At 73.0% G+C, this 23,506-nt stretch carries 19 protein-coding genes; 12 read left to right on the top strand and 7 right to left on the bottom strand.

Annotated elements, in window-relative coordinates; translation table 11 throughout:
- Positions 1-2 precede the first annotated feature (2 nt).
- From ACQVFL_RS13105 to ACQVFL_RS13135, 7 genes are read left to right on the top strand one after another with little or no spacing between them, the layout of a single operon-like run.
- Positions 3-551, top strand: coding sequence for a (2Fe-2S)-binding protein (locus ACQVFL_RS13105; protein WP_396693862.1), 549 nt, complete (start codon positions 3-5; stop codon positions 549-551).
- Positions 548-2,938: an aerobic carbon-monoxide dehydrogenase large subunit gene (locus ACQVFL_RS13110; RefSeq protein ID WP_396693860.1), complete on the top strand. Its 2,391-nt coding sequence runs from the start codon at positions 548-550 to the stop codon at positions 2,936-2,938. The genes ACQVFL_RS13105 and ACQVFL_RS13110 overlap by 4 nt, the downstream gene beginning before the upstream one ends.
- 9 nt (positions 2,939-2,947) lie before the next feature.
- Positions 2,948-3,817, top strand: coding sequence for an XdhC family protein (locus tag ACQVFL_RS13115; protein ID WP_431729471.1), 870 nt, complete (start codon positions 2,948-2,950; stop codon positions 3,815-3,817).
- Positions 3,818-3,819: 2 nt separating this feature from the next.
- Complete coding sequence (locus ACQVFL_RS13120) at positions 3,820-4,398, top strand: nucleotidyltransferase family protein (protein ID WP_431729472.1); 579 nt, start codon at positions 3,820-3,822, stop codon at positions 4,396-4,398.
- Positions 4,395-5,303, top strand: coding sequence for an AAA family ATPase (locus tag ACQVFL_RS13125; protein WP_396693854.1), 909 nt, complete (start codon positions 4,395-4,397; stop codon positions 5,301-5,303). Before ACQVFL_RS13120 ends, ACQVFL_RS13125 begins: the two co-directional genes overlap by 4 nt.
- Positions 5,287-6,261: an SRPBCC family protein gene (locus ACQVFL_RS13130; protein WP_431729473.1), complete on the top strand. Its 975-nt coding sequence runs from the start codon at positions 5,287-5,289 to the stop codon at positions 6,259-6,261. The genes ACQVFL_RS13125 and ACQVFL_RS13130 overlap by 17 nt, the downstream gene beginning before the upstream one ends.
- Positions 6,258-7,457 carry a vWA domain-containing protein gene (locus ACQVFL_RS13135; protein WP_431729474.1) on the top strand — a complete coding sequence of 400 codons (1,200 nt, stop codon included), beginning with the start codon at positions 6,258-6,260 and terminating at the stop codon, positions 7,455-7,457. Before ACQVFL_RS13130 ends, ACQVFL_RS13135 begins: the two co-directional genes overlap by 4 nt.
- Here the strand turns inward: ACQVFL_RS13135 and ACQVFL_RS13140 are convergent.
- The 4 genes from ACQVFL_RS13140 to ACQVFL_RS13155 all read right to left on the bottom strand — a co-directional run bounded on the left by ACQVFL_RS13140 (position 7,418) and on the right by ACQVFL_RS13155 (position 10,609).
- Positions 7,418-8,374 (bottom strand): LysR family transcriptional regulator, encoded by a 957-nt coding sequence (locus ACQVFL_RS13140; protein ID WP_396693849.1) that lies wholly within the window; start codon positions 8,372-8,374, stop codon positions 7,418-7,420. The genes ACQVFL_RS13135 and ACQVFL_RS13140 overlap by 40 nt on opposite strands.
- A 153-nt stretch (positions 8,375-8,527) precedes the next feature.
- A complete protein-coding gene (locus ACQVFL_RS13145) occupies positions 8,528-9,283 on the bottom strand; it encodes an SDR family NAD(P)-dependent oxidoreductase (protein ID WP_396693847.1) in 756 nt (251 codons plus the stop codon).
- Positions 9,284-9,285: 2 nt separating this feature from the next.
- Positions 9,286-10,269, bottom strand: a complete 984-nt coding sequence (locus ACQVFL_RS13150; RefSeq protein WP_396693845.1) for an alpha/beta hydrolase — start codon at positions 10,267-10,269, stop codon at positions 9,286-9,288.
- A 34-nt stretch (positions 10,270-10,303) separates the two neighbouring features.
- Complete coding sequence (locus ACQVFL_RS13155) at positions 10,304-10,609, bottom strand: putative quinol monooxygenase (protein WP_396693843.1); 306 nt, start codon at positions 10,607-10,609, stop codon at positions 10,304-10,306.
- Between the two features lie 151 nt (positions 10,610-10,760).
- Between ACQVFL_RS13155 and ACQVFL_RS13160 the strand changes: the two genes are divergently transcribed.
- The 5 genes from ACQVFL_RS13160 to ACQVFL_RS13180 all read left to right on the top strand — a co-directional run bounded on the left by ACQVFL_RS13160 (position 10,761) and on the right by ACQVFL_RS13180 (position 14,703).
- On the top strand, positions 10,761-11,696 hold the full coding sequence (locus ACQVFL_RS13160; RefSeq protein WP_431729475.1) for an AraC family transcriptional regulator: 936 nt from the start codon (positions 10,761-10,763) through the stop codon (positions 11,694-11,696).
- Between the two features lie 9 nt (positions 11,697-11,705).
- Positions 11,706-11,960, top strand: a complete 255-nt coding sequence (locus tag ACQVFL_RS13165; protein ID WP_396693839.1) for a hypothetical protein — start codon at positions 11,706-11,708, stop codon at positions 11,958-11,960.
- Between the two features lie 93 nt (positions 11,961-12,053).
- Positions 12,054-12,911: a fumarylacetoacetate hydrolase family protein gene (locus tag ACQVFL_RS13170; RefSeq protein WP_396693838.1), complete on the top strand. Its 858-nt coding sequence runs from the start codon at positions 12,054-12,056 to the stop codon at positions 12,909-12,911.
- Entirely contained in the window at positions 12,908-13,669 is a 762-nt protein-coding gene (locus ACQVFL_RS13175; protein WP_431729476.1) for an SDR family NAD(P)-dependent oxidoreductase, read from the top strand. Before ACQVFL_RS13170 ends, ACQVFL_RS13175 begins: the two co-directional genes overlap by 4 nt.
- Before the next feature lie 41 nt (positions 13,670-13,710).
- Positions 13,711-14,703 carry an aldo/keto reductase gene (locus ACQVFL_RS13180; protein ID WP_396693834.1) on the top strand — a complete coding sequence of 331 codons (993 nt, stop codon included), beginning with the start codon at positions 13,711-13,713 and terminating at the stop codon, positions 14,701-14,703.
- Here ACQVFL_RS13180 and ACQVFL_RS13185 read toward each other — a convergent pair.
- The 3 genes from ACQVFL_RS13185 to ACQVFL_RS13195 all read right to left on the bottom strand — a co-directional run bounded on the left by ACQVFL_RS13185 (position 14,651) and on the right by ACQVFL_RS13195 (position 23,312).
- Complete coding sequence (locus ACQVFL_RS13185) at positions 14,651-16,906, bottom strand: glycosyl hydrolase family 95 catalytic domain-containing protein (protein ID WP_431729477.1); 2,256 nt, start codon at positions 16,904-16,906, stop codon at positions 14,651-14,653. The two genes, ACQVFL_RS13180 and ACQVFL_RS13185, sit on opposite strands and share 53 nt — an antisense overlap.
- Positions 16,907-16,914: 8 nt before the next feature.
- Entirely contained in the window at positions 16,915-17,766 is an 852-nt protein-coding gene (locus ACQVFL_RS13190) for a phosphotransferase family protein (RefSeq protein WP_431729478.1), read from the bottom strand.
- Positions 17,767-17,849: 83 nt separating this feature from the next.
- Positions 17,850-23,312 (bottom strand): carboxyl transferase domain-containing protein, encoded by a 5,463-nt coding sequence (locus ACQVFL_RS13195; RefSeq protein ID WP_431729479.1) that lies wholly within the window; start codon positions 23,310-23,312, stop codon positions 17,850-17,852.
- Between the last annotated feature and the right edge of the window lie 194 nt (positions 23,313-23,506).

Genomic DNA, 23,506 nt, shown 5'->3' on the forward strand with positions numbered 1-23,506 from the left:
GCATGCAGGTCACCATGACCGTCAACGGCGTCGAGGTCACCCGGGAGATCGAGGGTCGGCTGCTGCTCGTGCACTTCCTGCGGGACGTGCTGGGGCTGACCGGCACGCACTGGGGCTGCGACACCAGCAACTGCGGCACCTGCGTGGTCTGGCTCGACGGCGAGCCGGTGAAGTCGTGCACGGTGCTCGCCGCGATGGCCGGCGGCCACGAGGTGCGTACCGTCGAGGGGCTGGCGAAGGGCGCCGAGCTGGACCCGGTGCAGCAGGGCTTCATGCAGTGCCACGGCCTCCAGTGCGGTTTCTGTACGCCGGGCATGATGATGACCGCGCGGGCGCTGCTCAACCGCAACCCCGACCCGAGCGAGTCGGAGATCCGCGAGGCGATCTCGGGCCAGATCTGCCGCTGCACCGGGTACGCCACCATCGTCCGGTCCGTGCGCTGGGCCGCCGTGCACGAGCAGGCCGCCGCGGCCCAGGTCGCCGAGACCACCGAATCACCCGCCGCCGGTGAGATCTCCGACGCCGGCCAGCCTGCCGGGAGCCCCGCATGACGACCGTGCACGAGCCCGTGGAGACGTTCCACGACAACGACCAGAAGCCGGTCGGGTACGGCCGGATGCTGCGCAAGGAGGACCCGCGCTTCGTCCGGGGCCGGGGCCGCTACGTCGACGACGTGCAACTGCCCGGCATGCTGCACCTGGCCATCCTGCGCTCGCCGGTGGCGCACGCCCGGATCGTCTCCATCGACACCAGCGCCGCCGAGGCGTCGCCCGGGGTCAAGGCGGTGGTGACCGGGGCGATGCTGGCCGAGCAGAACCTGGCCTGGATGCCGACGCTCTCCAACGACGTGCAGGCGGTGCTCGCCACCGACAAGGTGCGCTTCCAGGGCCAGGAGGTGGCCTTCGTGGTCGCCGAGGATCGGTACGCCGCCCGCGACGCGCTGGAACTGATCGACGTCGAGTACGACATCCTCGACCCGGTCGTCGACGTGCGCCGCGCGCTGGAGCCGGACGCCCCGGTGATCCGCGACGACCTCGAGGGCAAGACGGACAACCACTGCTTCGACTGGGAGACCGGCGACGAGGCGGCCACCGAGGCCGCGTTCGCCCGCGCCGACGTGGTGGTCAGCGAGGACATCGTCTACCCCCGGGTGCACCCGGCGCCGATGGAGACCTGCGGCGCGCTCGCCGACTTCGACCCGATCGAGGGCAAGCTGCGCCTCTGGTCCACCACCCAGGCGCCGCACGCACACCGCACCCTGTACGCCATCGTGGCCGGTCTGCCCGAGCACAAGATCCAGGTGATCGCGCCGGACATCGGCGGCGGGTTCGGCAACAAGGTGCCGATCTACCCCGGGTACGTCTGCGCCATCGTCGCCTCGATCGTCACCGGCAAGCCGGTGAAGTGGATGGAGGACCGCTCGGAGAACCTGATCAGCACCGGTTTCGCCCGTGACTACATCATGCGCGGCGAGATCGCGGCGACCCGGGACGGCAGGATCCTGGCCATCCGCACCAACGTGCTGGCCGACCACGGCGCCTTCAACGGCACCGCCGCGCCGGTCAAGTACCCGGCCGGGTTCTTCGGCGTCTTCACCGGCAGCTACGACATCGAGGCCGCCTACTGCAAGATGACGGCGGCCTTCACCAACAAGGCGCCCGGCGGTGTCGCGTACGCCTGCTCGTTCCGGATCACCGAGGCCGTCTACCTGGTCGAGCGGATCGTCGACTGCCTCGCCGACGAGTTGGGCATGGACCCGGCCGAGCTGCGGCTGAAGAACTTCATCCAGCCCGAGCAGTTCCCGTACACGACGAAGACCGGCTGGGTCTACGACTCCGGCGACTACGAGCCGACCATGCGGCTGGCCATGGAGATGGCCGGCTACGCCGAGCTGCGCCGTGAGCAGGAGGAGAAGCGTGCCCGGGGCGAGCTGATGGGCATCGGCATCGCGTTCTTCACCGAGGCGGTCGGCGCCGGTCCCCGCAAGAACATGGACATCCTCGGGCTGGGCATGGCCGACGGCTGCGAGCTGCGCGTGCACCCGACCGGCAAGGCGGTGGTCCGGCTCAGCGTGCAGTCCCAGGGCCAGGGCCACGAGACCACGTTCGCGCAGATCATCGCCGAGGAGATCGGCATCCCGCCGGACGACATCGACGTGGTGCACGGCGACACCGACAACACGCCGTTCGGCCTCGGCACGTACGGCAGCCGCTCGACCCCGGTGTCCGGGGCCGCCGCCGCACTGGTCGCCCGCAAGGTCCGGGACAAGGCCAAGATCATCGCTTCGGCGATGCTGGAGGTGTCCGTCGCCGACCTCGACTGGGAGAAGGGCGCCTTCCACGTCAAGGGCGACCCGGGCAAGTCCGTCACGATCCAGGACATCGCCATGCGCGCGCACGGCGCCGGTGACCTGCCCGACGGGATCGAGGGCGGACTGGAGGCGCAGATCTGCTACAACCCGTCGAACCTGACCTACCCGCACGGGGCGTACATCTGCGTGGTGGACATCGACCCGGGCACGGCCCAGGTGACGGTGCGCCGGTTCATCGCGGTCGACGACTGCGGCACCCGGATCAACCCGATGATCATCGAGGGGCAGGTGCACGGCGGCCTGACCGACGGGGTCGGCATGGCGCTGATGGAGATGATCGCCTTCGACGAGGACGGCAACTGCCTCGGCGCGTCCATGATGGACTACCTCATCCCGACGGCGCTGGAGGTGCCCGACTGGGAGACCGGCTACACGGTCACCCCGTCGCCGCACCACCCGATCGGCGCCAAGGGCGTGGGGGAGTCGGCCACCGTCGGCTCGCCACCGGCGATCGTCAACGCGGTCGTGGACGCCCTCAAGCCGTTCGGTGTCCGGCACGCCGACATGCCGCTGACGCCGTCGCGGGTCTGGGACGCCATGCGCGGCCAGGCCCGACCGCCGATCTGAGGAGGCGACGTGTCGACGACGATCGCGGAACGCGCCCGTGCGCTGAGCGCCGCCCGGGAGCCGTTCGTGCACGCCACCGTGGTCCGCGCGCAGGAACCGACGTCGGCGCGGGCGGGTGACGACGCGGTGATCCTGCCGGACGGTTCGATCGAGGGCTTCGTGGGCGGGGCGTGTGCCGAGAGTTCGGTGCGCGCCGCCGCGCTCGACACCCTGCGCGACGGCAACACCCTGCTGCTGCGGGTGCTGCCGGACGGCACGGACACCTTCCCCGACACCCCGGGTGCGCGGGTGGTGGTGAACCCGTGCCACTCCGGCGGCGCGGTCGAGATCTTCCTCCGGCCGATGCTGCCCGCGGCGGTGCTGGGGGTGGCCGGCGACACCCCGGTCAGCGCGGCCGTGGCCACGCTGGCGCGGTTCCTCGACTTCGAGGTCGCCGAGGCCGGTGACTACTCCGGTGCCACCGCCGTGGTGGTGGCCGGTCTCGGCAAGGGCGATCCGGAGGCGATCCGGGCCGCGCTGGACGCGGGCGTGGCGCACGTCGCGCTGGTCGCCAGCCGTAAGCGGGCCGCCGCGCTGCTGGACGAGCTGACCCTGACCGACGACGAACGGGCCCGGGTACACGCGCCGGCCGGGTTGGACATCGGTGCGCGTACCTCGCCGGAGATCGCCCTGGCGATCATGGCCGACGTGGTACGCGCGGTCCGGCGCGACGACCTGCGGCCCCCGGCGGGCGCGCCCGTGGTCCGTCCGCAGCAGGCGGTGGACCCGGTGTGCGGGATGACGGTGACCGTCGGTCCGGACACCCCGCACGCCCGGGTGGACGGCGCGGACCACTGGTTCTGCTGCCCCGGATGCCTCGCCCGGTTCACGGGCGGGTAGCCGTGAACGTGACCGGTCTGGTCCTCGCGGCAGGCGCGTCGGTGCGTCTCGGCGAGGCCAAGCAACTGCTGCCGTACCGGGGGCGGACCCTGCTCGACGCCACCCTGGACCTGGCCCGCTCGTGCGGCTTCGGGCAACTCCTGGTGACCCTCGGCGGGGCGGCGGACCGGGTCCGGGACCGGGTCGACCTGACCGGGTGCGAGGTGGTGGAGAACGCGGCCTTCAGCACCGGCTGCGGCTCGTCGATCAGCACCGCCGTGCGGGCGGTCGACCCGCACGCCGACGCGCTCGTGCTGCTCCTCGGCGACCAGCCCGGCGTACGCGCCGACGACGTGCGGCGGCTCGCCGCCACGCCGACGCCGCTCGGGGTGTGCCGGTACGCCGACGGGCTGGGGCATCCGTTCCGGTTCGGCCGTGCGGTCTTCCCCGACCTGGCCGACCTGCGCGGCGACAAGGCGGTGTGGAAGCTGCTGCACTCCGGCCGCCACCCGGTGACCGAGCTGCCGGTGGGCGGTCCGGTGCCGATCGACGTGGACACCCGCGCCGACTACGAGCGGCTGCTGACGGGTGAGGTCCGATGAAGGACGCGTCCGACGTCGCCCGTCGCCTCGACGCCGTCGACTACCTGACCGACGACGGCCTGGCGATGGCGCTGTTCCTGGCGGTACGCCTCGGCAAGCCGCTGCTGCTGGAGGGGGAGCCCGGCGTCGGCAAGACCGCCGCCGCCAAGGCGCTGGCGCGCGCCCTGGACACCACGTTCATCCGGTTGCAGTGCTACGAGGGCCTGACCGCCGGTGAGGCGCTCTACGAATGGAACTACCAGCGCCAACTGCTCGCCATCCGGCTCGCCGAGGCGCAGGGTTCCCGGCTCGCCGACGGGGACCTGTTCAGCGCCGAGTTCCTCCAGGAACGGCCGATCCTGCGGGCGGTACGCCACCCGGGGCCGGTGCCGCCGGTGCTGCTGATCGACGAGATCGACCGGGCCGACGACGAGTTCGAGGCGTTGCTGTTCGAGTTCCTCGGCGAGGCCGGCGTCACCATCCCGGAACTCGGCACGTTCACCGCGCACACCCCGCCGATCGTGGTGCTCACCTCCAACCGGAGCCGCGAACTGCACGACGCGCTGCGCCGTCGCTGCCTGTACCACTGGATCGAGTTCCCGGAGCCGCACCGGGCGGCGGAGATCGTCCGCCGCGCGGTGCCGACCGCCGCCGAGCCGCTGATCCGTACCGCCACCGAGTTCGTCGGCGCCGTACGCGGGCTGGAACTGGACAAGGCGCCCGGGATGGCCGAGGCCATCGACTGGGTGGCCGCGCTGTCCGTGCTCGGTGCCGCAGACCTCGCCGGTGACGACGTCCGACAGACCATCGGCACCATCGCCAAGACCCCCGACGACCGTGCCACCGTGGCCGCCGCGCTCGGCACCCGCCAGGACGGTCAGTGCTCGGCACCTAACAGGAGAGTCAGTCGTGAAGCTCAACAATGATTTCGTGGTCAACATCCCGATCGATCGGGCCTGGGCGGTCCTCACCGACCTGGAGGGGATCGCGCCCTGCATGCCGGGTGCCCGCCTCACCGGCGTCGAGGGCGACGTCCACAAGGGCAAGGTGAAGGTCAAGGTGGGCCCGGTCGTCTCCGAGTTCGCCGGCACCGCGCAGTTCGTCGAGAAGGACGACGCCGCGTACCGCGCGGTGATCGACGCCAAGGGCCGCGACGCCCGCTCGGCGGCGAACGCCGCCGCCGTGGTCACCGCCGCCCTGCGGCCCGACGGCGACCGGACCCTGGTGAGCGTCGACACCGACCTGCGGATCTCGGGCAAGCTGGCCCAGTTCGGCAGCGGCATGATCAAGGAGGTGTCGGGCAAGCTGCTCGCCCAGTTCGTCACCAACCTGGAGGCCAAGCTGGCGGCCGAGGAGGCCGCCACCGTACCCGCCGCCACCGAGGCACCGTCCGCCGCCGCACCGGCCACCGTGGATGCCGTGCCGGTCGCGGCCGACGCCGCGCCCGCCTCGGCCACGTCGCGCCCCGCGCCCGCCCCGACCGGTGCCGCAGCGGCGACCGCCGCGCCGGCAGCGGGGGAGACCGTCACCGCCGGGGCGCACCCGAACTCGGTGGACCTCACCCCTGCCGCAGCGACCGTCTCCACCGAGGCGACCGCCGGTGGCGGAGATCCCCTGCAGGCCGCGACCGCTGCCCCCGCCGCCGGGACGACGAGCACCGGGGACGCCACGACCACGCGGCAGACCGTGATCGCCGAACCGGCATCGGTACCCACCGACCCGGTGACCCGGGGCGCCGCCGCACCGGCCCGTGCCGACGACGACGACGAGGCGCTGGACCTGCTCAGCATCGCCGGAGGGTCGATCACCAAGCGCGTGGTGCCGCTGGTGGTCGGTCTCGTCGTGGTCGGCGCGGTGATCGCCTGGTTGATCGCCCGCAGGTGACCTCCGGGGTGCTGCGCGGCGTCGACCGGGCCGCGTTCGCCGTGGCACTGGCCGACCGGCTGCGTCGCGCCGGGGTCCCGGCCGGGCTCACCCAGGTCGACGACCTCGTCCGCGCGCTCGTCGCCGCACCCCCGGCGGACCGCTCGACGCTGTACTGGTCTGCCCGGATCAGCCTGGTGCGCCGGCACGCCGACCTGGCCACCTTCGACGCCGTCTTCGAGGCGGTCTTCGCCGACGCCCCACCGTTGCCGCTGACCCGGGCCGCGAGCGGGCCGGGCCGCCGCGACGAGGTGCACGTGCCGCTGCCCGCCGACACCGACAGCGCGGGGTCGGGCGGCGGGCTGCCCTGGGCGACGCTGCCTCCGGCGGTGGCCGAGACGGCCGAGTCCGACGCGGCGCTGCGCCTGCCGGAGCGGCGTCCGGCCGCCCTCGCCGGGCTCGCCGACCGACCGTTCGAGGACCTGGACGACCGGCAGGTGGCGCTGCTCGGCGAAGTGCTGCGGGCCGCCGTGCACCGTTGGCCCACCCGGCGCACCCGGCGGCACCGGGTCAGCCCGGCGGGTCGACGGATCGCGCTGCGGCCGACCGTGGCCCGGGCCCGCCACACCGGCTGGGAGCCGGTGGAGGTGGTCCGCGAGCGACAGGTCCGCCGACCGCGCCGGGTGGTGCTGCTCTGCGACGTCAGCGAGTCGATGCGCGCCCAGGCGACCGCCTACCTGCACCTGATGCGGGCGTTCGCCACGGTCGCCGACGCCGAGGTGTTCGCGTTCGCGACGACGTTGACCCGCCTCACCACCGTGCTGCGGCACTCCTCGCCGGTGGAGGCGGTGGACCGGGCCGGGGCGGCGGTGACCGACCGGTTCGGCGGGACCCGGATCGCCACCAACGTGCGTACGCTGCTCGCCTCCCACCACGGCGACCTCGCCCGGGGTGCGGTGGTGGTGATCGGGTCGGACGGTTGGGACAGCGACCCGCCCGACGACCTCGCCGCCGCCATGGCCCGGCTGCGCCGCCGGGCGCACCGGATCGTGTGGCTGAACCCACGTGCCGGGGTTCCCGGCTTCGCCCCCCGGGTGGCCGGCATGGCCGCCGCGCTGCCCTACTGCGACCGGCTGTTGCCAGCCGGGACGTTCCAGGACCTGCTGGACGCTGCCGGTCAGCTCCAGAGCGTGACGTGGACCGCCGGCTTGAAGTGACCCACGCTGACGCCCGCGCCGCGCATCATCGCCTGGATGGCGCGGGAGGTGGAGGCGAACCGGCACAGCTCGGCTGCGGCCGAGGGCGTACCCGGGCTGGACAACAACAGCGAGTGCCAGCCGTCCTCGACGGGGGTGTGCGGTCCGGCCAGCAGCAGCAGGTCACCGCTGCGGACCTCGGGCGCGACGGTGAACGCCAGCGCGGGCGCGACGCCCTTGCCCCGTTTCGCCTCACCGAGCGCGGCGGCGTGGCTCTGGAAGATCTGCTGCCGCTCCTCGGGTACGGCGAGTCGGCGCAGCATCGCCTGCACCGCACCCGACTGGGTGGTGGCCGAGGGGCCGAGCAGCCAGGTCTGCTCGCGCAGTTGGGCCGCGGACGCCCGGACGCCGGCCAGCGGATGATCCGGTCCGACGACGGTCACGAGCCGGTAGTTCATCACCGGCCGACAGGTGATGGCCGGGTCGACGACCGGCGGCTGCGGTCCGACCGCGATGTCCACGGCGCGGGTCAGCAGCAGCGTCTCGAAGGAACCCGGGTCGCGGACGCTCAGTTCCACGTCGAGGTCGGCGGCGCGCCTGGTGAACAGCTTGATCAGACCGGGCGCGGCGAGCTCGGCGAAGAGGCTGCACGCGGCGACCCGCAGCATCCGGCGTCCCCGCGCCGCGGCGGTCACCTCGACCACCGTGCGGTCCTGGAGGCCGAGCAGCTCGGAGGCGCGGCTGGCCAGCCGCAGCCCACCGGGCGTGAAGGCGAGCCCGACCGCGGTGCGGGAGAACAACTTGTCGCCGAACTCCTTGCGCAGTTGGGCGATGTGCAGCGAGACGGCCGACTCGGAGACGTCGAGCTGCGCGGCGGCCTGCTTCACCGAGCCCAACCGCACCACCGCGACGTACGCGCGTAGTTGTGCCGGCGTCATCGACGGCGTCCCTCCTCCCATCCCGATCTCGCGACCCGGACGGTTCCTCGCAGCGAAACACGATCATGCCCGTTACGCCGCGTCGTCGCCAACCCGCGTCCCGGCCACCATGATGCGGGGCGGACGGTCGAGCCGTCCGCCCCGCCGCCCGCGTCAGAGCCGATAACCGCCGGACACCTCGATGTCCTGGGCCGTGATCCACCGACCCGCGTCGTCCAGCAGCGCGGCGATGGTCGCCCCGATGTCGTCCGGTTCGCCGACCCGGCCGAGTGCGGTCCGGGCCGCCAGGTGCGGGATCACCTCCGGGTGCCGGGCGAAGGCGTCGTCGGCGATGCGGGTCCGGGTGGAGCCGGGGGAGACCGAGTTGACCCGTACGCCGCGCCCGCTCAACTCCTTGGCCAGATAGCGGGTCAGCACCACCAGGCCGCCCTTCATCGTGCCGTACGCGGAGTAGCCGGGTTCCAGGCCGGAGCCGACGGCGTTGCTGGCGACGTTGACGATCGCGCCGCCGTCGGCCAGCCGGGGCAGCAGCGTCCGGGTGAGGAAGTACGGCCCGCGCAGCAGCACCCGCATGAGGTCGTCGAACAACTCCTCGGTGGTCTCCTCGAACGGCGCCGTCCGGCTCGCCCCCGCGTTGTTGACCAGGTAGTCGAAGGTATCCCGCTGCCAGGTGTCACGCAGTGCGGCGAGCACCGCGTCGTGGAAGGCCGGGAAGCGCGTCGAGTCGCCGAGGTCGAGTGGCAGCGCTACCGCGCGGCCACCGTCGCGTTCGATGCGCGCCACCGTGTCGTGCGCCCCGGTCGGGTTGTGCTGGTACGTCAGGATGACGCCGGTGCCGCGTCGGGCGATCTGGAGCGCGGCGCTCTGGCCGATGCCGGAACTGCCGCCGGTGACGATGGCGATACGCATGGTCAGTGGGTCCCTTCGTTGGTGCCGTGGTCGGAGGTCAGCACCCGGGCGAGCCAGTCGGTGCGGGCACGCCGGGCGGTGGTGGAGACGGCGGCCTGCGGCGCGAGCGCGTCGAAGCCGTGGCAGCCGCCCGCCCAGACGTGCAGTTCGGCCTGCCCACCGGCGGCCCAGATCCGGCTGGCGTAGTCGACGCTCTCGTCCCGGAAGACCTCCGCCGAGCCGGCGTCGACGTAGGTGGTGGGCAGTCCGGACAGGTCGTCGGCGAGCGCCGGGGACACGTACGCGGACACCGGCCGGTCGCCGTCCTCGCCCAGGACGCAACGCCAGCAGAAATCGTTCGACTCACCGGTCCAGACGTCGGGCCCACCGGTGTACTGCCGACTGGAGACGGTGTCGTTGCGGTGGTCCAGCATCGGTCCGATGAGCACCTGGGCGGCGATCGGCGGGGTGCCGAGGTCACGGGCCATCAGGGTCACCCCGGCGGCCAGGCCACCACCGGCGCTGGCTCCGGCGACGACCAGGCGGGCCGGGTCGACGTGCAGGTCGGCGGCGTGCGCGGCGGTCCAGAGCAGACCCTGGTAGCAGTCCTCGACCAGGGTCGTGCCGGTCACCTCGGGCGCCAACCGGTAGTCCACCGAGACGACCACGGCACCGAAGCGGTCCAGCCATTCGAGCGGGATGTCGAGTTGGGCGTAGCGGTCGCCCATGACCATCCCGCCGCCGTGGATCCAGTAGACGCACGGTGCCGGTGCGCCGCCGGTGCTTCCGGCGGGACGCAGCACGCACAGCGGGATCGGGGTGCCGTCGGCGGCCGGGACGGTGATCTCCTGCCGGTCCACGGACCCGCCGTCGAGCAGGGTTTCCACGGGGGTGGTGGCGTAGGGCCGGATCTGTGCGAGCACGTCGTGGTCGAGTCGGGCCACCAGTGGCAGGTCGGCGAGCAGGGCCCGCAGTTCGGGGTCGAGGGCGGGGCGGGGCAGGGTCATGGCGGGTCCTCGGGTCGGCGGGGTGGGTGTCGGTTCAGAGGGCGGCGCGACCGCCGACCGGCACCTCGTCGGTGTAGGTCGCCTCGGCGGCGAGCAGTGGTTCGAGTCGCGTGACGAGGTCGCGCGCCGGGGCGGTGGTGAAGAACTCGGCGTGCGCCGCCCGGCTGGTCCAGCCCTCGGTGAGGTGGACGACGTCGGGGTCGCCGGCCGAGCGCCCGACCAGGAAGACGACGCAGTCCGGGTGCGTCAGCGCGGGGGCGTCGAGCAGGAGCGCCACCACCTCGTCGCCCTTGCCGGGGTGCGCGGTCATGGTGGCGTGGAAGCCGTGGTCGATGGTCATATCGGTGATTCCTCCCGGTGAGCTGATGTCGATGAGATATCGACTCACCCATATAAGCATCGTGAACAGCGGGGACGATAGAACGATGCTCCGGTGCTCTTGCCTGATCCTCTTGTTGTGGCGAGGATCGGTCTTCTGTTCCAATGGTCGGGTGAGCCTCGATGAGTTACGTGACCTGCTCGACCGTCACGCCCGCCCGGACCAGCACACCGCCATCGACGACCTGTTGATCTCGCGGGTCGACCGGTCGGCACCGCCGTCGCCGTCGATGTCCGGCACGGTGCTGGCGCTCATCGCCCAGGGCGCGAAACGACTCGCGACCGGCGACCGGGTGTACGAGTACCGCGCCGGGCAGTACCTCGTCGCCTCGGTGGACCTGCCGGTCACCGGACAGTTCCTCGGGGTCGACGCCGACCATCCGGCGCTCGGCGTCGGCCTGGTCCTGCGTCCGGCGGCCGTCGCCGAGGTGCTGTTGCGGGCAGCGACCGGCGACCTGCCGCCGGTCGGTGCCGGTACGCCGTCCGGCCTGGCCGTCAGCGACGCGCCGCCGGAGCTGCTCGACGCGGTGCTCCGACTGGTCCGCCTGCTCGACCGGCCACGCGACGCGACGGTGCTGGCGCCACTGGTCAAACAGGAGATCCTCTGGCGACTGGTGACCGGCGCGCACGGGACCACCGTGCGGCAGCTCGGTCTCGCCGACAGCAGCCTCAGTCACGTCGCCCGCGCGGTCCGGTGGATCCGGGAGCACTACGCCCGAGCGTTCCGGGTCGAGGATCTCGCCCGGCTCTCCGGCATGAGCGTCTCCGCCTTCTACCGCAACTTCCAGGCGGTCACCGCGATGAGTCCGATCCAGTTCCAGAAGCAGATCCGGTTGCAGGAGGCCCGGCTGCTGCTCGCCACCCGCCCCGACGACGTCACCGGCGTCGGCCGCCAGGTCGGCTACGACAGCCCGTCCCAGTTCAGCCGCGAGTACCGCCGCCAGTTCGGCCTGCCGCCCCGCCAAGACGCCGCCCGCCTGCACGGCACCTTGGGACAGCCCGCTCCGACGCCCCGTCGGGTCCCCACGGCCGCCGGACTTCTTCCCTAGGGTGGCGTCATGACGACGTCACGGGAACAGCGGACCGTTTTCGGTGAGGTCGCCGAGGCGTACGAGCGGAGCCGGGCGGACTATCCGGCCGCGCTGCTGGACCTGATCACCGGGTACGCCACCCGCACACCGACCGACGTGGTGGAGGCGGGCGCGGGCACCGGCAAGGGCAGTGCGTTGCTGCGTCGACTCGGCGTACCGCTGACCTGTGTCGAGCCGGATCCGGCGATGGCCGCGCTGCTGGCGCGGCGCTTCACCGGCTGACCCGCGTCGCCGGGGCCGGCGACCCCTTGCCGACACCGTCGTGACTCCTCTATAACGATGCGTCTAGGTCGATCTCTGTCCGAAGGGTGCGGCGTGAAGCTACTTCGAGTGGGCGCGGTCGGTCAGGAACGTCCCGCAGTCCGTGAAAGGAACGGCCGGTTGCGGGACCTCTCCGGCCTGGTGACCGAGATCGACGGAGCCTTCCTCGCCGGTGACGGCCCGGCCCGGGTCCGCGCCGCGCTCGCCGAGGGACGGCTTCCGGCGCTCGCGGACCCCGCGCCACGGATCGGAGCGCCGATCGCCCGCCCCGGCAAGATCGTGTGTGTCGGGCTGAACTACTCCGACCATGCGGCCGAGACCGGCGCGCGACTGCCGACCGAGCCGATCCTGTTCATGAAGGCGCCCAACACCGTCATCGGCCCGGACGACGAGGTGCTGATCCCACGCGGCAGCGTCAAGACCGACTGGGAGGTCGAACTCGCTGTCGTCATCGGCCGCACCGCGCGATATCTGGACAGCGACGACGAGGCGATGGCCTGTGTCGCCGGGTACACCGTCTCCAACGACGTCTCCGAGCGGGAGTTCCAGCTCGAACGCGGTGGCCAGTGGGACAAGGGCAAGTCCTGCGAGACGTTCAACCCGCTCGGGCCGTGGCTGGTCACCGCCGACGAGGTGCCCGACCCGCAGCAACTCGGCCTGCGGTTGAGCGTCAACGGGATACGCCGCCAGGACGGCAGCACCAAGAACATGGTCTTCGGGGTCGCCGAGGTGGTCCGGTACGTCAGCCAGTTCATGGTGCTCGAACCGGGCGACGTGATCAACACCGGCACCCCGGCCGGGGTGGCGCTCGGAATGCCCGAGCCGAAGCCGTACCTGCGTCCCGGCGACGTGATCGAGGTCGAGGTCGACGGTCTCGGCACCCAGCGCCAGACGGTCGGGCAGGCGTCGTGACCGGCGAGTTCGCCGGGCTGGCCGGGGTGGTCACCGGCGGCGGCTCGGGCATCGGCCTGGCCACGGCCCGGCTGCTGGCGCAGCGGGGTGCGTCGGTGGCCTGCCTCGACCTGGACCCCTCCGGCGTACCGGCGCCGCTGCTCGGGATTCGCTGCGACGTCACCGACGCGGCCTCGGTGACCGAGGCGGTGACCGAGGCCGCGAGTCGGCTCGGCGGGATCGACGTGCTGGTCAACAACGCCGGGATCGGCGCACGGGGCACGGTCGAGGCCAATCCGGACGACCAGTGGCACCGGGTGTACGACGTCAACGTGGTCGGGATCGTCCGGGTCACCCGGGCGGCCCTGCCCCACCTGCGGTACTCCGCCCACGCCGCGATCGTCAACATCGGCTCGATCGCGGCGAGCACCGGCCTGCCCGACCGGGCCCTCTACGGCGCGACGAAGGGTGCCGTCCAGGCGCTGACCCTCGCCATGGCGGCCGACCACGTCGGCGAGAACATCCGGGTCAACTGCGTGAACCCCGGCACCGTCGACACCCCGTGGGTACGCCGACTGGTCGACGCCGCCGACGACCCGGCCGCCGAGCTGGTCGCCCTGCGCGCCCGGCAGCCCAGCGGACGGCTGGTCACCGCCGACGAGGTCGCCGCCGCCGTCGCGTACCTGGCCGGTCCGTCGGCCGGCGCGACCACCGGGACCGTGCTCGCCGTGGACGGTGGGACGCACTCCCTACGGCTGCGCGCCGCCGTCGAGAACTGACCACCTGTCGCCGACGGCGACGCCCTCGTGAGGAGGCGGCGATGCGACACACCCGACTGGGACGTACGGCGGTCCCGGTGAGCGCCCTCGGATTCGGTGCGGCCGGGATCGGCAACCTCTACCGAGCGGTGGACGACGAGACGGCACGACGCGCGGTGGACACCGCCTGGGAGCTGGGTGTCCGGTACTACGACACCGCGCCGCACTACGGTCTCGGACTGTCCGAGCGTCGGCTGGGCGCCGCGCTGGCCGGGCGTCCCCGCGACCAGTTCACCGTCTCCACCAAGGTCGGTCGGCTGCTGGTGCCCTCGCCCACCACCACGCACCTGCGCGACGACGCTGGATTCGACGTGCCCGCGCACCACACCCGACGCTGGGACTTCAGCGCCGACGGGGTGCTCCGGTCGCTGGCGGCCAGTCTGGACCGGCTCGGTCTGGACCGGGTCGACGTGGTGCTGCTGCACGACCCCGACGCGCACTGGCGGCAGGCCGTCGCAGAGGCGTACCCGGCGCTGCACGAGCTGCGTGACCAGGGGGTGGTGGGCGCGATCGGGGTCGGCATGAACCAGACCCGGATGCTGGAGCGGTTCGTCGCCGAGACCGACGTGGACACCGTCATGCTCGCCGGTCGCTACACGCTGCTGGACCAGACGGCGGCCGAGCGGCTGCTGCCCCGGTGCCGGGAACGCGGCGTGTCCGTGCTGGCCGCCGCCGTCTTCAACAGCGGCGTGCTGGCCACCGCCGAGCCGGGCGACAGCTACGACTACGGCCCGGTACCGCCGCCGCTGCGTGACCGGGCCGTCCGCATCGCCCGGGTGTGCCGACGCCACGGCACGACCCTGCCGCAGGTGGCGATGGCCTTCGTGGCCCGCCACCCGGCCGTCGCATCGGTGGTCGTCGGGATGCACACCGCCACGCAGGTCGCCGACAACGCCGCCCGGTTCGCCGCACCGGTGCCCGACGCGCTCTGGACCGAGCTGGTCAGCGAGGGGCTGATCCCGGCGGAGGACCGGCCCCGGGAGCCGTCGGCGTGACCCACACGTCCGCGCCGTCGACCCGGACCCGGACCGGGTCGCGGTGCGGTGCCCGGTCGGCCACGATCGTGAAGTCGACCACCCGAGCGTCCCGCCAGGAGCAGTCGACCCGGTAGCCGCCCCGGGCGCGCAGGCCCCGGAACGCCCCGTCGGCCCACTCCCGGGGCAGTGCCGGCAGCAGGTGGACGACGCCCTGGTGGCTCTGCAGGAGCATCTCCACGACGGCGGCGGTGACGCCGAAGTTGCCGTCGAGCTGCATCGGTGGGTGGTCGCAGAGCAGGTTGTCCAGCGTGTTGTGGCGCAGCAGGCCACGGATCATGTGGTGGGCCCGCTGCGCCTCGCCGAGCCGGGCGAAGACGGCGGCCCGCCACGGCCACGTCCACGAGCGGCGGCTGTCGCCCCGCACGGTGGACTCGTCGAACGGTACGCCGTCGCGCTCGCCGCAGCGGGCGGTGAGCGAGACCAGGGCCGCCGCCGCGAGGTCCGGTGTCGCCGTGGGAGTGATCTGGCGACCGGGGAAGACCGCGAACAGGTGCGAGATGTGCCGGTGCACGTCGTCCGGGTCGTCCCGGTCGGTCAGCCACTCCTGGAGTTGGCCCCACCGTCCGATCCGGTGCGGCGCGAGCCGGGCCCGCAGGTCGGCGACGACGGTCCGGTACTCGGCGTCGACGTCGAGTGCCTCGGCACAGTCCAGGTAGTTGCCGAAGAGGTCGGCGACGATCTGCTGGTCGTACGTCACGCCGTGCTCGCGTGGGCCGTGCTCCGGTGACCAGCCGTCCGGCGCGACGAGCCGGCCGTCCCGCTCGATCAGCCGGTCCTGCCAGAACTCGCAGATCTCCCTGATCATCGGGTACGCGGTGTCCCGCAGGAAGCCGTGATCCGGGGCGAAGGCCCAGTGCTCGTAGAGGTGCTGCGCGTACCAGGCGCTGGCGACCGTGTTCCACTCCCAGGCGTTGCCGCCGAAGATGCTCTGGCTGGTCCGGGCCGTCCAGCCCCGGGTGTCGGCACCGAAGGCGTGCCGGGTCGCGACCCGGCTCGGCACCGCCACCTGGCGGACGAACTCGACCAGCGCACGATGGCTGTCGCCGAGGTCGGTCGTCTCGGCCGCCCAGTAGTTCATCTGCACGTTGATGTTCGTGTGGTAGTCGCAGGCCCACGGCGGCCGGTCGCTGTCGTTCCAGAGGCCCTGGAGGTTGGCGGGCAGCCCGTCCGGCCGGGAGGAACTGTGCAGCAGGTAGCGGCCGAGGACGAACATGGTCTGTTCGAGCGCGGTGTCCACGCCGCCCGCGCGGTAGCGGGCCAACCGGACGTCCGTCGGCAGCGCGAGGAGGTCCTCGTCGGGGTGTCCCCAGGCCACCGAGATGCGTCGCGCCACGGCGGTGCTGTCGGCCCGGTGCGTCTCGCGCAACGCCGGGTAGGGCCGGGCCGTCGCCGCGTCGAGCGCGGCCTCGACGACCGGTTCCGGCGCGCCGCCGCGCCACCCGGCGCAGGCGTCCATCCGGTAGTCGGTGCGGGCGTCCAGCAGCAGCGTCATCCGGGTCGCCGCCCGTACCCGCAGCCGCGCGCCCACGGCGCTGACCACGCCGTCGGTGTCGGCCAGCCGCAACCCGGCCGCGTACCGTAGGCCGTTGCCCAACCGGCCCCGGAAGACGGCGGTACGCGTGCCGGCGTCGACCGTCACCGGCGCGTCCTGCGCACTGGTCAGGGCGATGTCGCAGTCCAGCGGTCCGGCGTGTGTGGCCTGGTAACGCAGCACCAGCACGTCGGCGGCGCGGCTGGCGAACGCCTCCCGCCGGACCCGCCGCCCGGCGACGACGAAACCGGTGGTGTGGATCGCGGTCTCCAGGTCGAGGCTCCGGTGGTAGTCGGTGACCCGGTCACCGCCCCGGCCCGCCACGTCGGCGGCGACCGGGCCGCTCGGGAGGGCGAAGGTGAGCAGCAGGTCACCGAAGGGCCGGTAACAGCCGAAGCCGGTGTCGCTCAGGTCGAAGACGTCGTCGGGCCGACCGGCGAGGGCGTTGTCGTAGTCGTTCGCCCCACCCCACAGGCTCTGCTCGTTGAACTGGATCCGTTCCCGCTCCGGCCCGCCGAACAGCATCGCGCCGAGCCGACCGTTGCCGATCGGCAACGCCTGGGACTGCCAGTCGGTGGCGGGACGCGCGTACCAGAGGCGGTGGCGGCCCGGCCGGGGTTCACGCGGCATGCCGAGGGTCACCCGGTCGCCGCGAGCACGTCCCGGATCATCCGGTGTCCCTGCTCCTCGAAGCGTTCGTCGCCCACCCGGTACGCCCACCCCGCCGTGGCGATCGCGTCGCGGACCCGGGTCCGACGCCAGCTTCCCGGCTCGCGCGGATCGGTGCCGTACCCGTCGAGGAACGCCCGCTCCAGCGTCGGGTCGCGGCGGAAGTCCTGCACGGCCAGCCGCCCGAGATCGGTGTACGCCGGTCGCAACGCGGCCCGACCGAAGTCGATGATGCTGACCCGTCCCTGGTGGACCAGCCAGTTGCGGGGCTGCCAGTCACCGTGCGTGGGCACCAGCGTGGCCGGTGGCGTCGGCCAGGTGGCGATCTCGGCGCGCAACCGCTCCACCGTGGCCGGTGCGATCCGGTGCGGACCGGCGAGCCAGGCCGCCGTCCGGGCGTTCTCGCAAGCCTCGTAGTCGTCGTCGGTGACCGTGGTCTGTGCGTGCAGCAGGGCCAGCAGTTCGCCCGCCTGCCGGTAGGCGTCCGGATCGTCGACGTGCGCGGTGTCGAGCACCAGCTCACCGGGGAGGTGGCGGGTGACGAGCAGCTTGGCCGACTCGTCGCCGTGCACCAGCACCGGCGCGCGGTCCCGGCTGGTCCACGGGGTCAGCCAGTGGTGGTGGGCGCGCAGCTCACGGGCGATGTGCTGGTCCTCGGGGCCACCGGCCTTGACCACATACCGTGCCCCGTCGTGGACGACCTCCAGCACGGTGGTCGGCAGCAGGTCCCAGCCCAGGTTCCGGATCACCGTCGCGTCGGGGAGCCACCGGTCCAGCAGGTCCCGTTGGGTCCGGGAGAGTCGGTCGCGTACGGAGGTCACCGCCGGATCCTACGGGTGGACGCCACGAACGGGCGGACGCCGACGGCCGAACCCGGCCACCGGCGTCCGCGCCACGATCGGACCTACTCGGTCGCCGCCGCGCCGATCGCCGCGATGACGCGCGGGCGCAGTTCGGCGGCGCGGATCACCGCGTCGACCGAGCCCACCTCGACCGCCCGGGCGATGTTGTGCACCCGGTCGAACTCCGTGGCCACCTCGCCGAGCTTCTCCGCCCGCACCGACGAGCGGAGTTCGTCGAGTTCGGCGGTGAGCGTGGCCCGGTCGGCACCGGACGCGGACGCCACGCGGGCCTCCAGGTCCCGTACCCGGGGGTCGGCCGCGGTGCGGGCGTCCACGTCGCGGGAGAACACCACGGCGGCGGCCGGGGCACCACCGAGCACCGAGGCGTACGAGCCCTCCAGCGCCAGCACCGTCATGCGGGGGTTCAGCGCCTTGGAGAACACCACGAACGCGCCACCGTGGTACCGCGAGATGACGCAGAACACGATCGGGCCGCGGAAGTTCACGATGGCCCGGCCGATCTCGGCGCCGTACTCCAGTTGCAGCTTGCGCATCGACTCGGGCGACCCGTCGAAGCCCGACAGGTTGGCCAGCACCACCAGCGGACGGTTGCCGCTGGCCGCGTTGATCGCCCGCGCGGCCTTCTTCGAGGAGCGGGGGAACAGCGTGCCCGCCGTGTAGGTGTCCGGGCCGTCGGTGGGCGGGAAGCCCCGACGCGGCACGGCCCGCGACTCGATGCCGAGCAGGCAGACCGGTACGCCGCCGAGGTGGACGTCCTGCACCACCGCGGTCTCCGCGTCGGCCATCCCGGCCCACCGCTCCAGCACCGGGTGGTCCTGGTCGGACAGCGCCCGCATCACCGTACGGATGTCGAAGGGCTTCTTGCGGTCCGGGTTCGCCACCGGGGAGAAGATCTCGCCGACGGTGGTGAAGTCGCTACCGGCCACCACGTGCGGGAAGTCGGAGACGTCCCGGTCCACCGGGTCGGTGGTGGTGCCCGGTCGCGGCCCCTGCTCGCCCGGCGCGACGTACGTGTGCTCGTAGTGCGACATCAGCACGTCCCGCGCGGCGGGCAGGTCCGGCGCCCAGTACTGCGCCTGCCCGTTCGGGCCCATCACCCGGTCGTAGCCGCCGATGCCGAAGTTGTCCTCGGCGGACACCCCGCCGGAGAAGTCCAGCGACTGCTTGCCGGTCAGCACCATCGCCGAGTCCGGCGTCATCACCAGCACACCCTTGGTGTGCATGAGCATCGTCGCCTCGGCGTTCCAGTACGGCTGCGCGCCCACGTTGATGCCCGCGACCACGATGTTGATCTCGCCGCCGTCCTGGGTGAACTCGACGATCCGCTTGAGCGCGGCGGCCACCCAGTCCATGTTCTCGGTGCCGGAGGTCATCGAGATCCGGGCACCGGCGGAGAGCGCGTACCACTCCAACGGGACCCGCATCCGCTCGGCCAGGTCCAGGGCGGCGATCACCCGGCGGCACTCCGGCTCGGAGAGCGCGCCCAGTGACTTGGTCGGGTCGCCGAGCAGCACCACCCGGGTCACGCCCTGCGGGTGGCGGGAGGTCGGGGTGGTGACCACTCCGGCCACGATCGCCGCGCGGTTGCGGCCCTTCGGCCGGTCCACCGGCACCAGCACGTGCGCGTCGTCCAGGTCGTACTCGACGAAGTCACCGAGCAGGCGGGTCAGCTCGTACGGGTAGACCGTGTTGCGGCTGCTCGCCCCCAGCACCTTGAGCCGGTAGTCGTCGAGCGGCTCGACCGGCTCGACCGGCGGCTCGCCCACGGTCAGCTCGGCACCACCGGTCGCGTCGAAGGAGATCCGCACCGCGATCTTGGTCAGCTCGCCGGTACGGCGGTTGCGCTGCCGACCGATGAACAGGATCTCCTCCAGACCCGCGCCGGCCGTGGTCGGGCGGATCCGGGCGGCGAGGTTCTCCATCTCCTCCAGCGTCAGGCTGCTCGGCGGCCAGACGTAGATGACGATCCGGTTGGTGTGGAAGCGCTTCTTCGACGACCGGCGGGACTGCGCCCGGCGGATCGAGTCGAGGCAGGCGGCCACGGTGTCCTCGGTGGTGGGCAGCGCGACCAGCCGACCGTCGTGCTCCCGCAGCTCGGTCAGGTCGCGGATCTGCGCGAACGCCACCAGCCGCTCGTCGGACGGGTTCTCCCGGGCCACGCACTGGAAGAGGTAGACCTCCTCGTCCGCCGACGGCAGCCGGGTCAGGTCGAACTTGTGCAGCCGCTCCAACTGCATGCGCTGCGCGATGTGCGGGTGCAGACCGCGGATCAGCCGCTCCTCGGCCATCCCGGCGCTGGACGGCCGGAACGTGAAGTGGTGGTGCATCACCGCGCCGTCGCTGCCGGCGACCGTGGCGGTCAACCGGCGGACCTGCGGCGGCAACGGGTGCGCGGTGACGACCGCCAGCAGCGCCGCCGCCATCTCGTCGAAGCTCTCCGGCTGGTTCTCCCAGGCCAGATAGATGTCGGCGTCGACGGCGGAGCCGTCGGCGGCCAGCTCGGCGAGCCCGCGCAGCGCGTCACCCAACGCGTCGAAGCCGACGGCCGCCGACACCAGTTGGGAGTCCGCGCGCCCGGCCACCACGAAGCGGCAGCCGGCCGCCTCGCGCCCGGTCACCCCGGTCAGCCCCTTGTTGCCGTAGTAGCGCCGGGTCAGCACCTCGAGCATCACGGTGTTGTCCAGGCGTCCGCGCTGCAACCGCTGGCCGAGCAGTCGGACCAGCGGCTCGGTGCTGCGGACCATCGCGGCGACGCGCTCGGCACGGTCCGGCGCGTCCGGCTGCGTGTCCAGGTGCCGCAGGTGGCGGCGGACCTCGGCGTAGACCCGGGCCCGGTTGCGCCGCAGCAGCGGCTGGGCGAACCAGGCGAAGGCCACCCCACGGGCGAGGTCGGCGATCACCGGGTAACGGACCTGCGTCGCGGCCAGCAGCCGCTCCAGCGCGAGGCCGGTCGGTTCGCGCAGCGCCTCGTCCGGTGGCGGTTCCCGCAGCCAGGTACGCAGCAGCGTCGCGATGACCGTGGCGTCGGCGGCGGCCCGCTGCTGGGCCAGGAAGATGCGGAAGACGGCGCCCTCCAGGGCGGGGGCGCGGTCCAGTTCGGCGACGCCGTAGTGCCCGAGCGCCCGGGCCAGCTTGGCCTGGAAGGCGTCCGGCACCCCGGCCCGCTCGACGTCGAGGCTCTGCAGGTAGGTGTGGAAGTACTCCCGGGCGCTGTGCACGTGGGCGGCCTCGCCGTCCTCGCCGGTGGGCCGGTTGCGGCTCAGCTCGGCCAGGTCGGCGAAGACGTCGACGAGGTCGAGCTCCTCGGCCAGCGGCCGGTACCCCTCCTCGACGGCGGTCTGCCGCGCGGCCAGGTACTCGTCGAGCACCCGCCCGCCGTCGTGCGGGTCGACGTCGAAGCCGAGCAGCAGGCCGCGCAGGTCCTCGTGGCCACGCCGGACGCGCCGACGGGCCGGGAGCTCGGCGGGCCGGGTGGGCAGGTCCAACTCGACGGCGGCCACCGGGACCTGCACCGTCTCGGCGGCCCCGTCGGTCAGCGGCTCCAGCCGCAGCAGGGCCGCACCGGCCTCCACCTGGCTGCCGACCGAGACGGCGCACTCCTTCAGTCGGGCCCGGAACGGCGCCCGCAGCACCGTCTCCATCTTCATCGCCTCCAGCACCAGCACCGGCGCGCCCGCCTCGACCTCGGTGCCGACCGTCAGCGGCGTGGCGACGACGAGCGCCGGCATCGGCGAGCGCAGCACACCGCCCTCGTCCCGGCTGACCCGGTGCGCCACCCCGTCGACCTCGACCAGGTGCACCGGGCCGTGGGTGCCGGTGAGCAGGCGGTGCCGGGCACCGTTGACGACGATCTGCCCGGTGTGCCGGTCGAAGCGGTCCAGCTCGACGTCGGCGGTGTGCACCGTGCCGCCCGCCTCGATGCCGACCCGGAACCGGTGCGCGCCGGTGCGCGCCACCCGCATCCGGTACGCCACGCCCCGCAGTTTGAGGTCCAACGGCGTGCCGCCGGTGTGCCGCACCTGGGGACGCCCACCGGAGGCGGTGGCCAGCAGCCGCTGCTGCTCGACGCGCTCCTCCTCCTCGTACGCCTCGATGGCGGCGGCGGCCAGCGCGATGCCGGAGTGCCGGTGCGCGACCAGCCGCCCGGAGCCCCGGACCCGGTCGATCCAGCCGGTGTCCGCGCTGGCGTCGATGACCTCGGGCTGGTCGAGCAGGTCGAGCACGAAACTCTTGTTCGTCGCGCCGCCCTCGATGATCACCGTGGTGTCCGCCATCGCGCGGCGCAGCCGGCCCAGGGCCTCGTCCCGGTCCCGGCCGTAGGCGATGATCTTCGCGATCATCGAGTCGAAGTCGGCGGGGATGGTGTCGCCCTCGCTGACGCCGGTGTCCACCCGGATGCCCGGGCCGGCCGGCAGGTCCAGCCGGGCGATCCGGCCGGGGGAGGGCGCGAAGTCGCGGTCCGGGTCCTCGGCGTTGAGCCGGGCCTCGATGGCGTGTCCGCGCTCGACCGGCGGCCGACCGGTGAGCCGCCCGCCCGAGGCCACGTGAAGCTGGGCCTTCACCAGGTCGAATCCGGTGGTCGCCTCGGTGATCGGGTGCTCCACCTGGAGCCGGGTGTTGACCTCCAGGAAGGCGAACATCTCCTCGCCCGGGTGATAGAGGAACTCGACGGTGGCCGCGCCCCGGTAGCCGACCGCCACGGCCAGCCGCTCCGCCGACGTCTTCAGCTCGGCGGTCTGCTCGGGGCCGAGCACCGGCGACGCCGACTCCTCGATGACCTTCTGGTTGCGGCGCTGCACCGAGCAGTCCCGGACGCCGAGCGCCCAGGCGGTGCCCTGACCGTCGGCGATCACCTGGACCTCGACGTGCCGAGCGCCGGTGACCAGGCGCTCCAGGAACACCACGCCGCTACCGAAGGCCCGCGCGGCCTCCTGGCTGGTGCGCTCGTACGCGTCGGCCAGCTCCGCCTCGTCGGTGATCACGCGGATGCCGCGCCCGCCGCCGCCCGCGGTCGCCTTGAGCATCAGCGGGTAGCCGATCTCGGTGGCCGCCGCGCGGGCGGCGTCCAGCGTCTCGACCGCCCCCCGGCTCCACGGCGCGACCGGCACACCGACCTGCTCGGCGATCAGCTTCGCGCCGATCTTGTCGCCGAGCTGACGCATCGCGTCCGGGCTGGGGCCGACGAAGGTGACGCCGATCTTCTCGCACAGCTCCGCGAAGGCCGGGTCCTCGGCGACGAAGCCCCAACCGACCCACGCGGCGTCCGCGCCGGTCTCCACCAGCGCGCGTTCCAGCGTCGCCAGGTTCAGGTACGGACGCGCGGCGGCGGGCCCGAGGTCGTAGGCGACGTCCGCCTCGCGGACGAACGTGGCGGTGCGGTCGACGTCGGTGAACAGGGCCACGGTCTCGATGCGGGCGCCGGTCTCCGCCGCCAGCTCCCGGACCGCGTGGATGAGCCGCATGGCGGCCTCACCACGGTTGACGATGGCGATACGGCTGAACACCCGACGGACCCCTCCGGTAGACCTACGGCGACACGCGTCAGGGCACGGTGGCCCCCGCACAGATCACCCTTCTTCCTTCGGGCAGCCAGCGCCATGTCGTAACCGCCGAACCCTGGGCGACCCGAGTTGTGGGAACCCCACAAAACCTTTTGGCGGTCGCCCACGTGGGCGGCGGATGCGGGGCGAGCGCGGCG

Origin of the sequence: Verrucosispora sp. TAA-831, assembly GCF_050780145.1 — a bacterium.
GTDB lineage: Bacteria > Actinomycetota > Actinomycetes > Mycobacteriales > Micromonosporaceae > Micromonospora.

What these genes read in the sequence shown, in the direction of transcription:
- ACQVFL_RS13185 (WP_431729477.1), bottom strand. Translation starts at nt 16,906, where the DNA reads ATGCCGCGTGAACCCCGGCCGGGCCGCCACCGCCTCTGGTACGCGCGT.
- ACQVFL_RS13155 (WP_396693843.1), bottom strand. Translation starts at nt 10,609, where the DNA reads ATGACCATCGACCACGGCTTCCACGCCACCATGACCGCGCACCCCGGC.
- ACQVFL_RS13150 (WP_396693845.1), bottom strand. Translation starts at nt 10,269, where the DNA reads ATGACCCTGCCCCGCCCCGCCCTCGACCCCGAACTGCGGGCCCTGCTC.
- ACQVFL_RS13125 (WP_396693854.1), top strand. Translation starts at nt 4,395, where the DNA reads ATGAAGGACGCGTCCGACGTCGCCCGTCGCCTCGACGCCGTCGACTAC.
- ACQVFL_RS13180 (WP_396693834.1), top strand. Translation starts at nt 13,711, where the DNA reads ATGCGACACACCCGACTGGGACGTACGGCGGTCCCGGTGAGCGCCCTC.
- ACQVFL_RS13145 (WP_396693847.1), bottom strand. Translation starts at nt 9,283, where the DNA reads ATGCGTATCGCCATCGTCACCGGCGGCAGTTCCGGCATCGGCCAGAGC.
- ACQVFL_RS13110 (WP_396693860.1), top strand. Translation starts at nt 548, where the DNA reads ATGACGACCGTGCACGAGCCCGTGGAGACGTTCCACGACAACGACCAG.
- ACQVFL_RS13165 (WP_396693839.1), top strand. Translation starts at nt 11,706, where the DNA reads ATGACGACGTCACGGGAACAGCGGACCGTTTTCGGTGAGGTCGCCGAG.
- ACQVFL_RS13105 (WP_396693862.1), top strand. Translation starts at nt 3, where the DNA reads ATGCAGGTCACCATGACCGTCAACGGCGTCGAGGTCACCCGGGAGATC.
- ACQVFL_RS13140 (WP_396693849.1), bottom strand. Translation starts at nt 8,374, where the DNA reads ATGACGCCGGCACAACTACGCGCGTACGTCGCGGTGGTGCGGTTGGGC.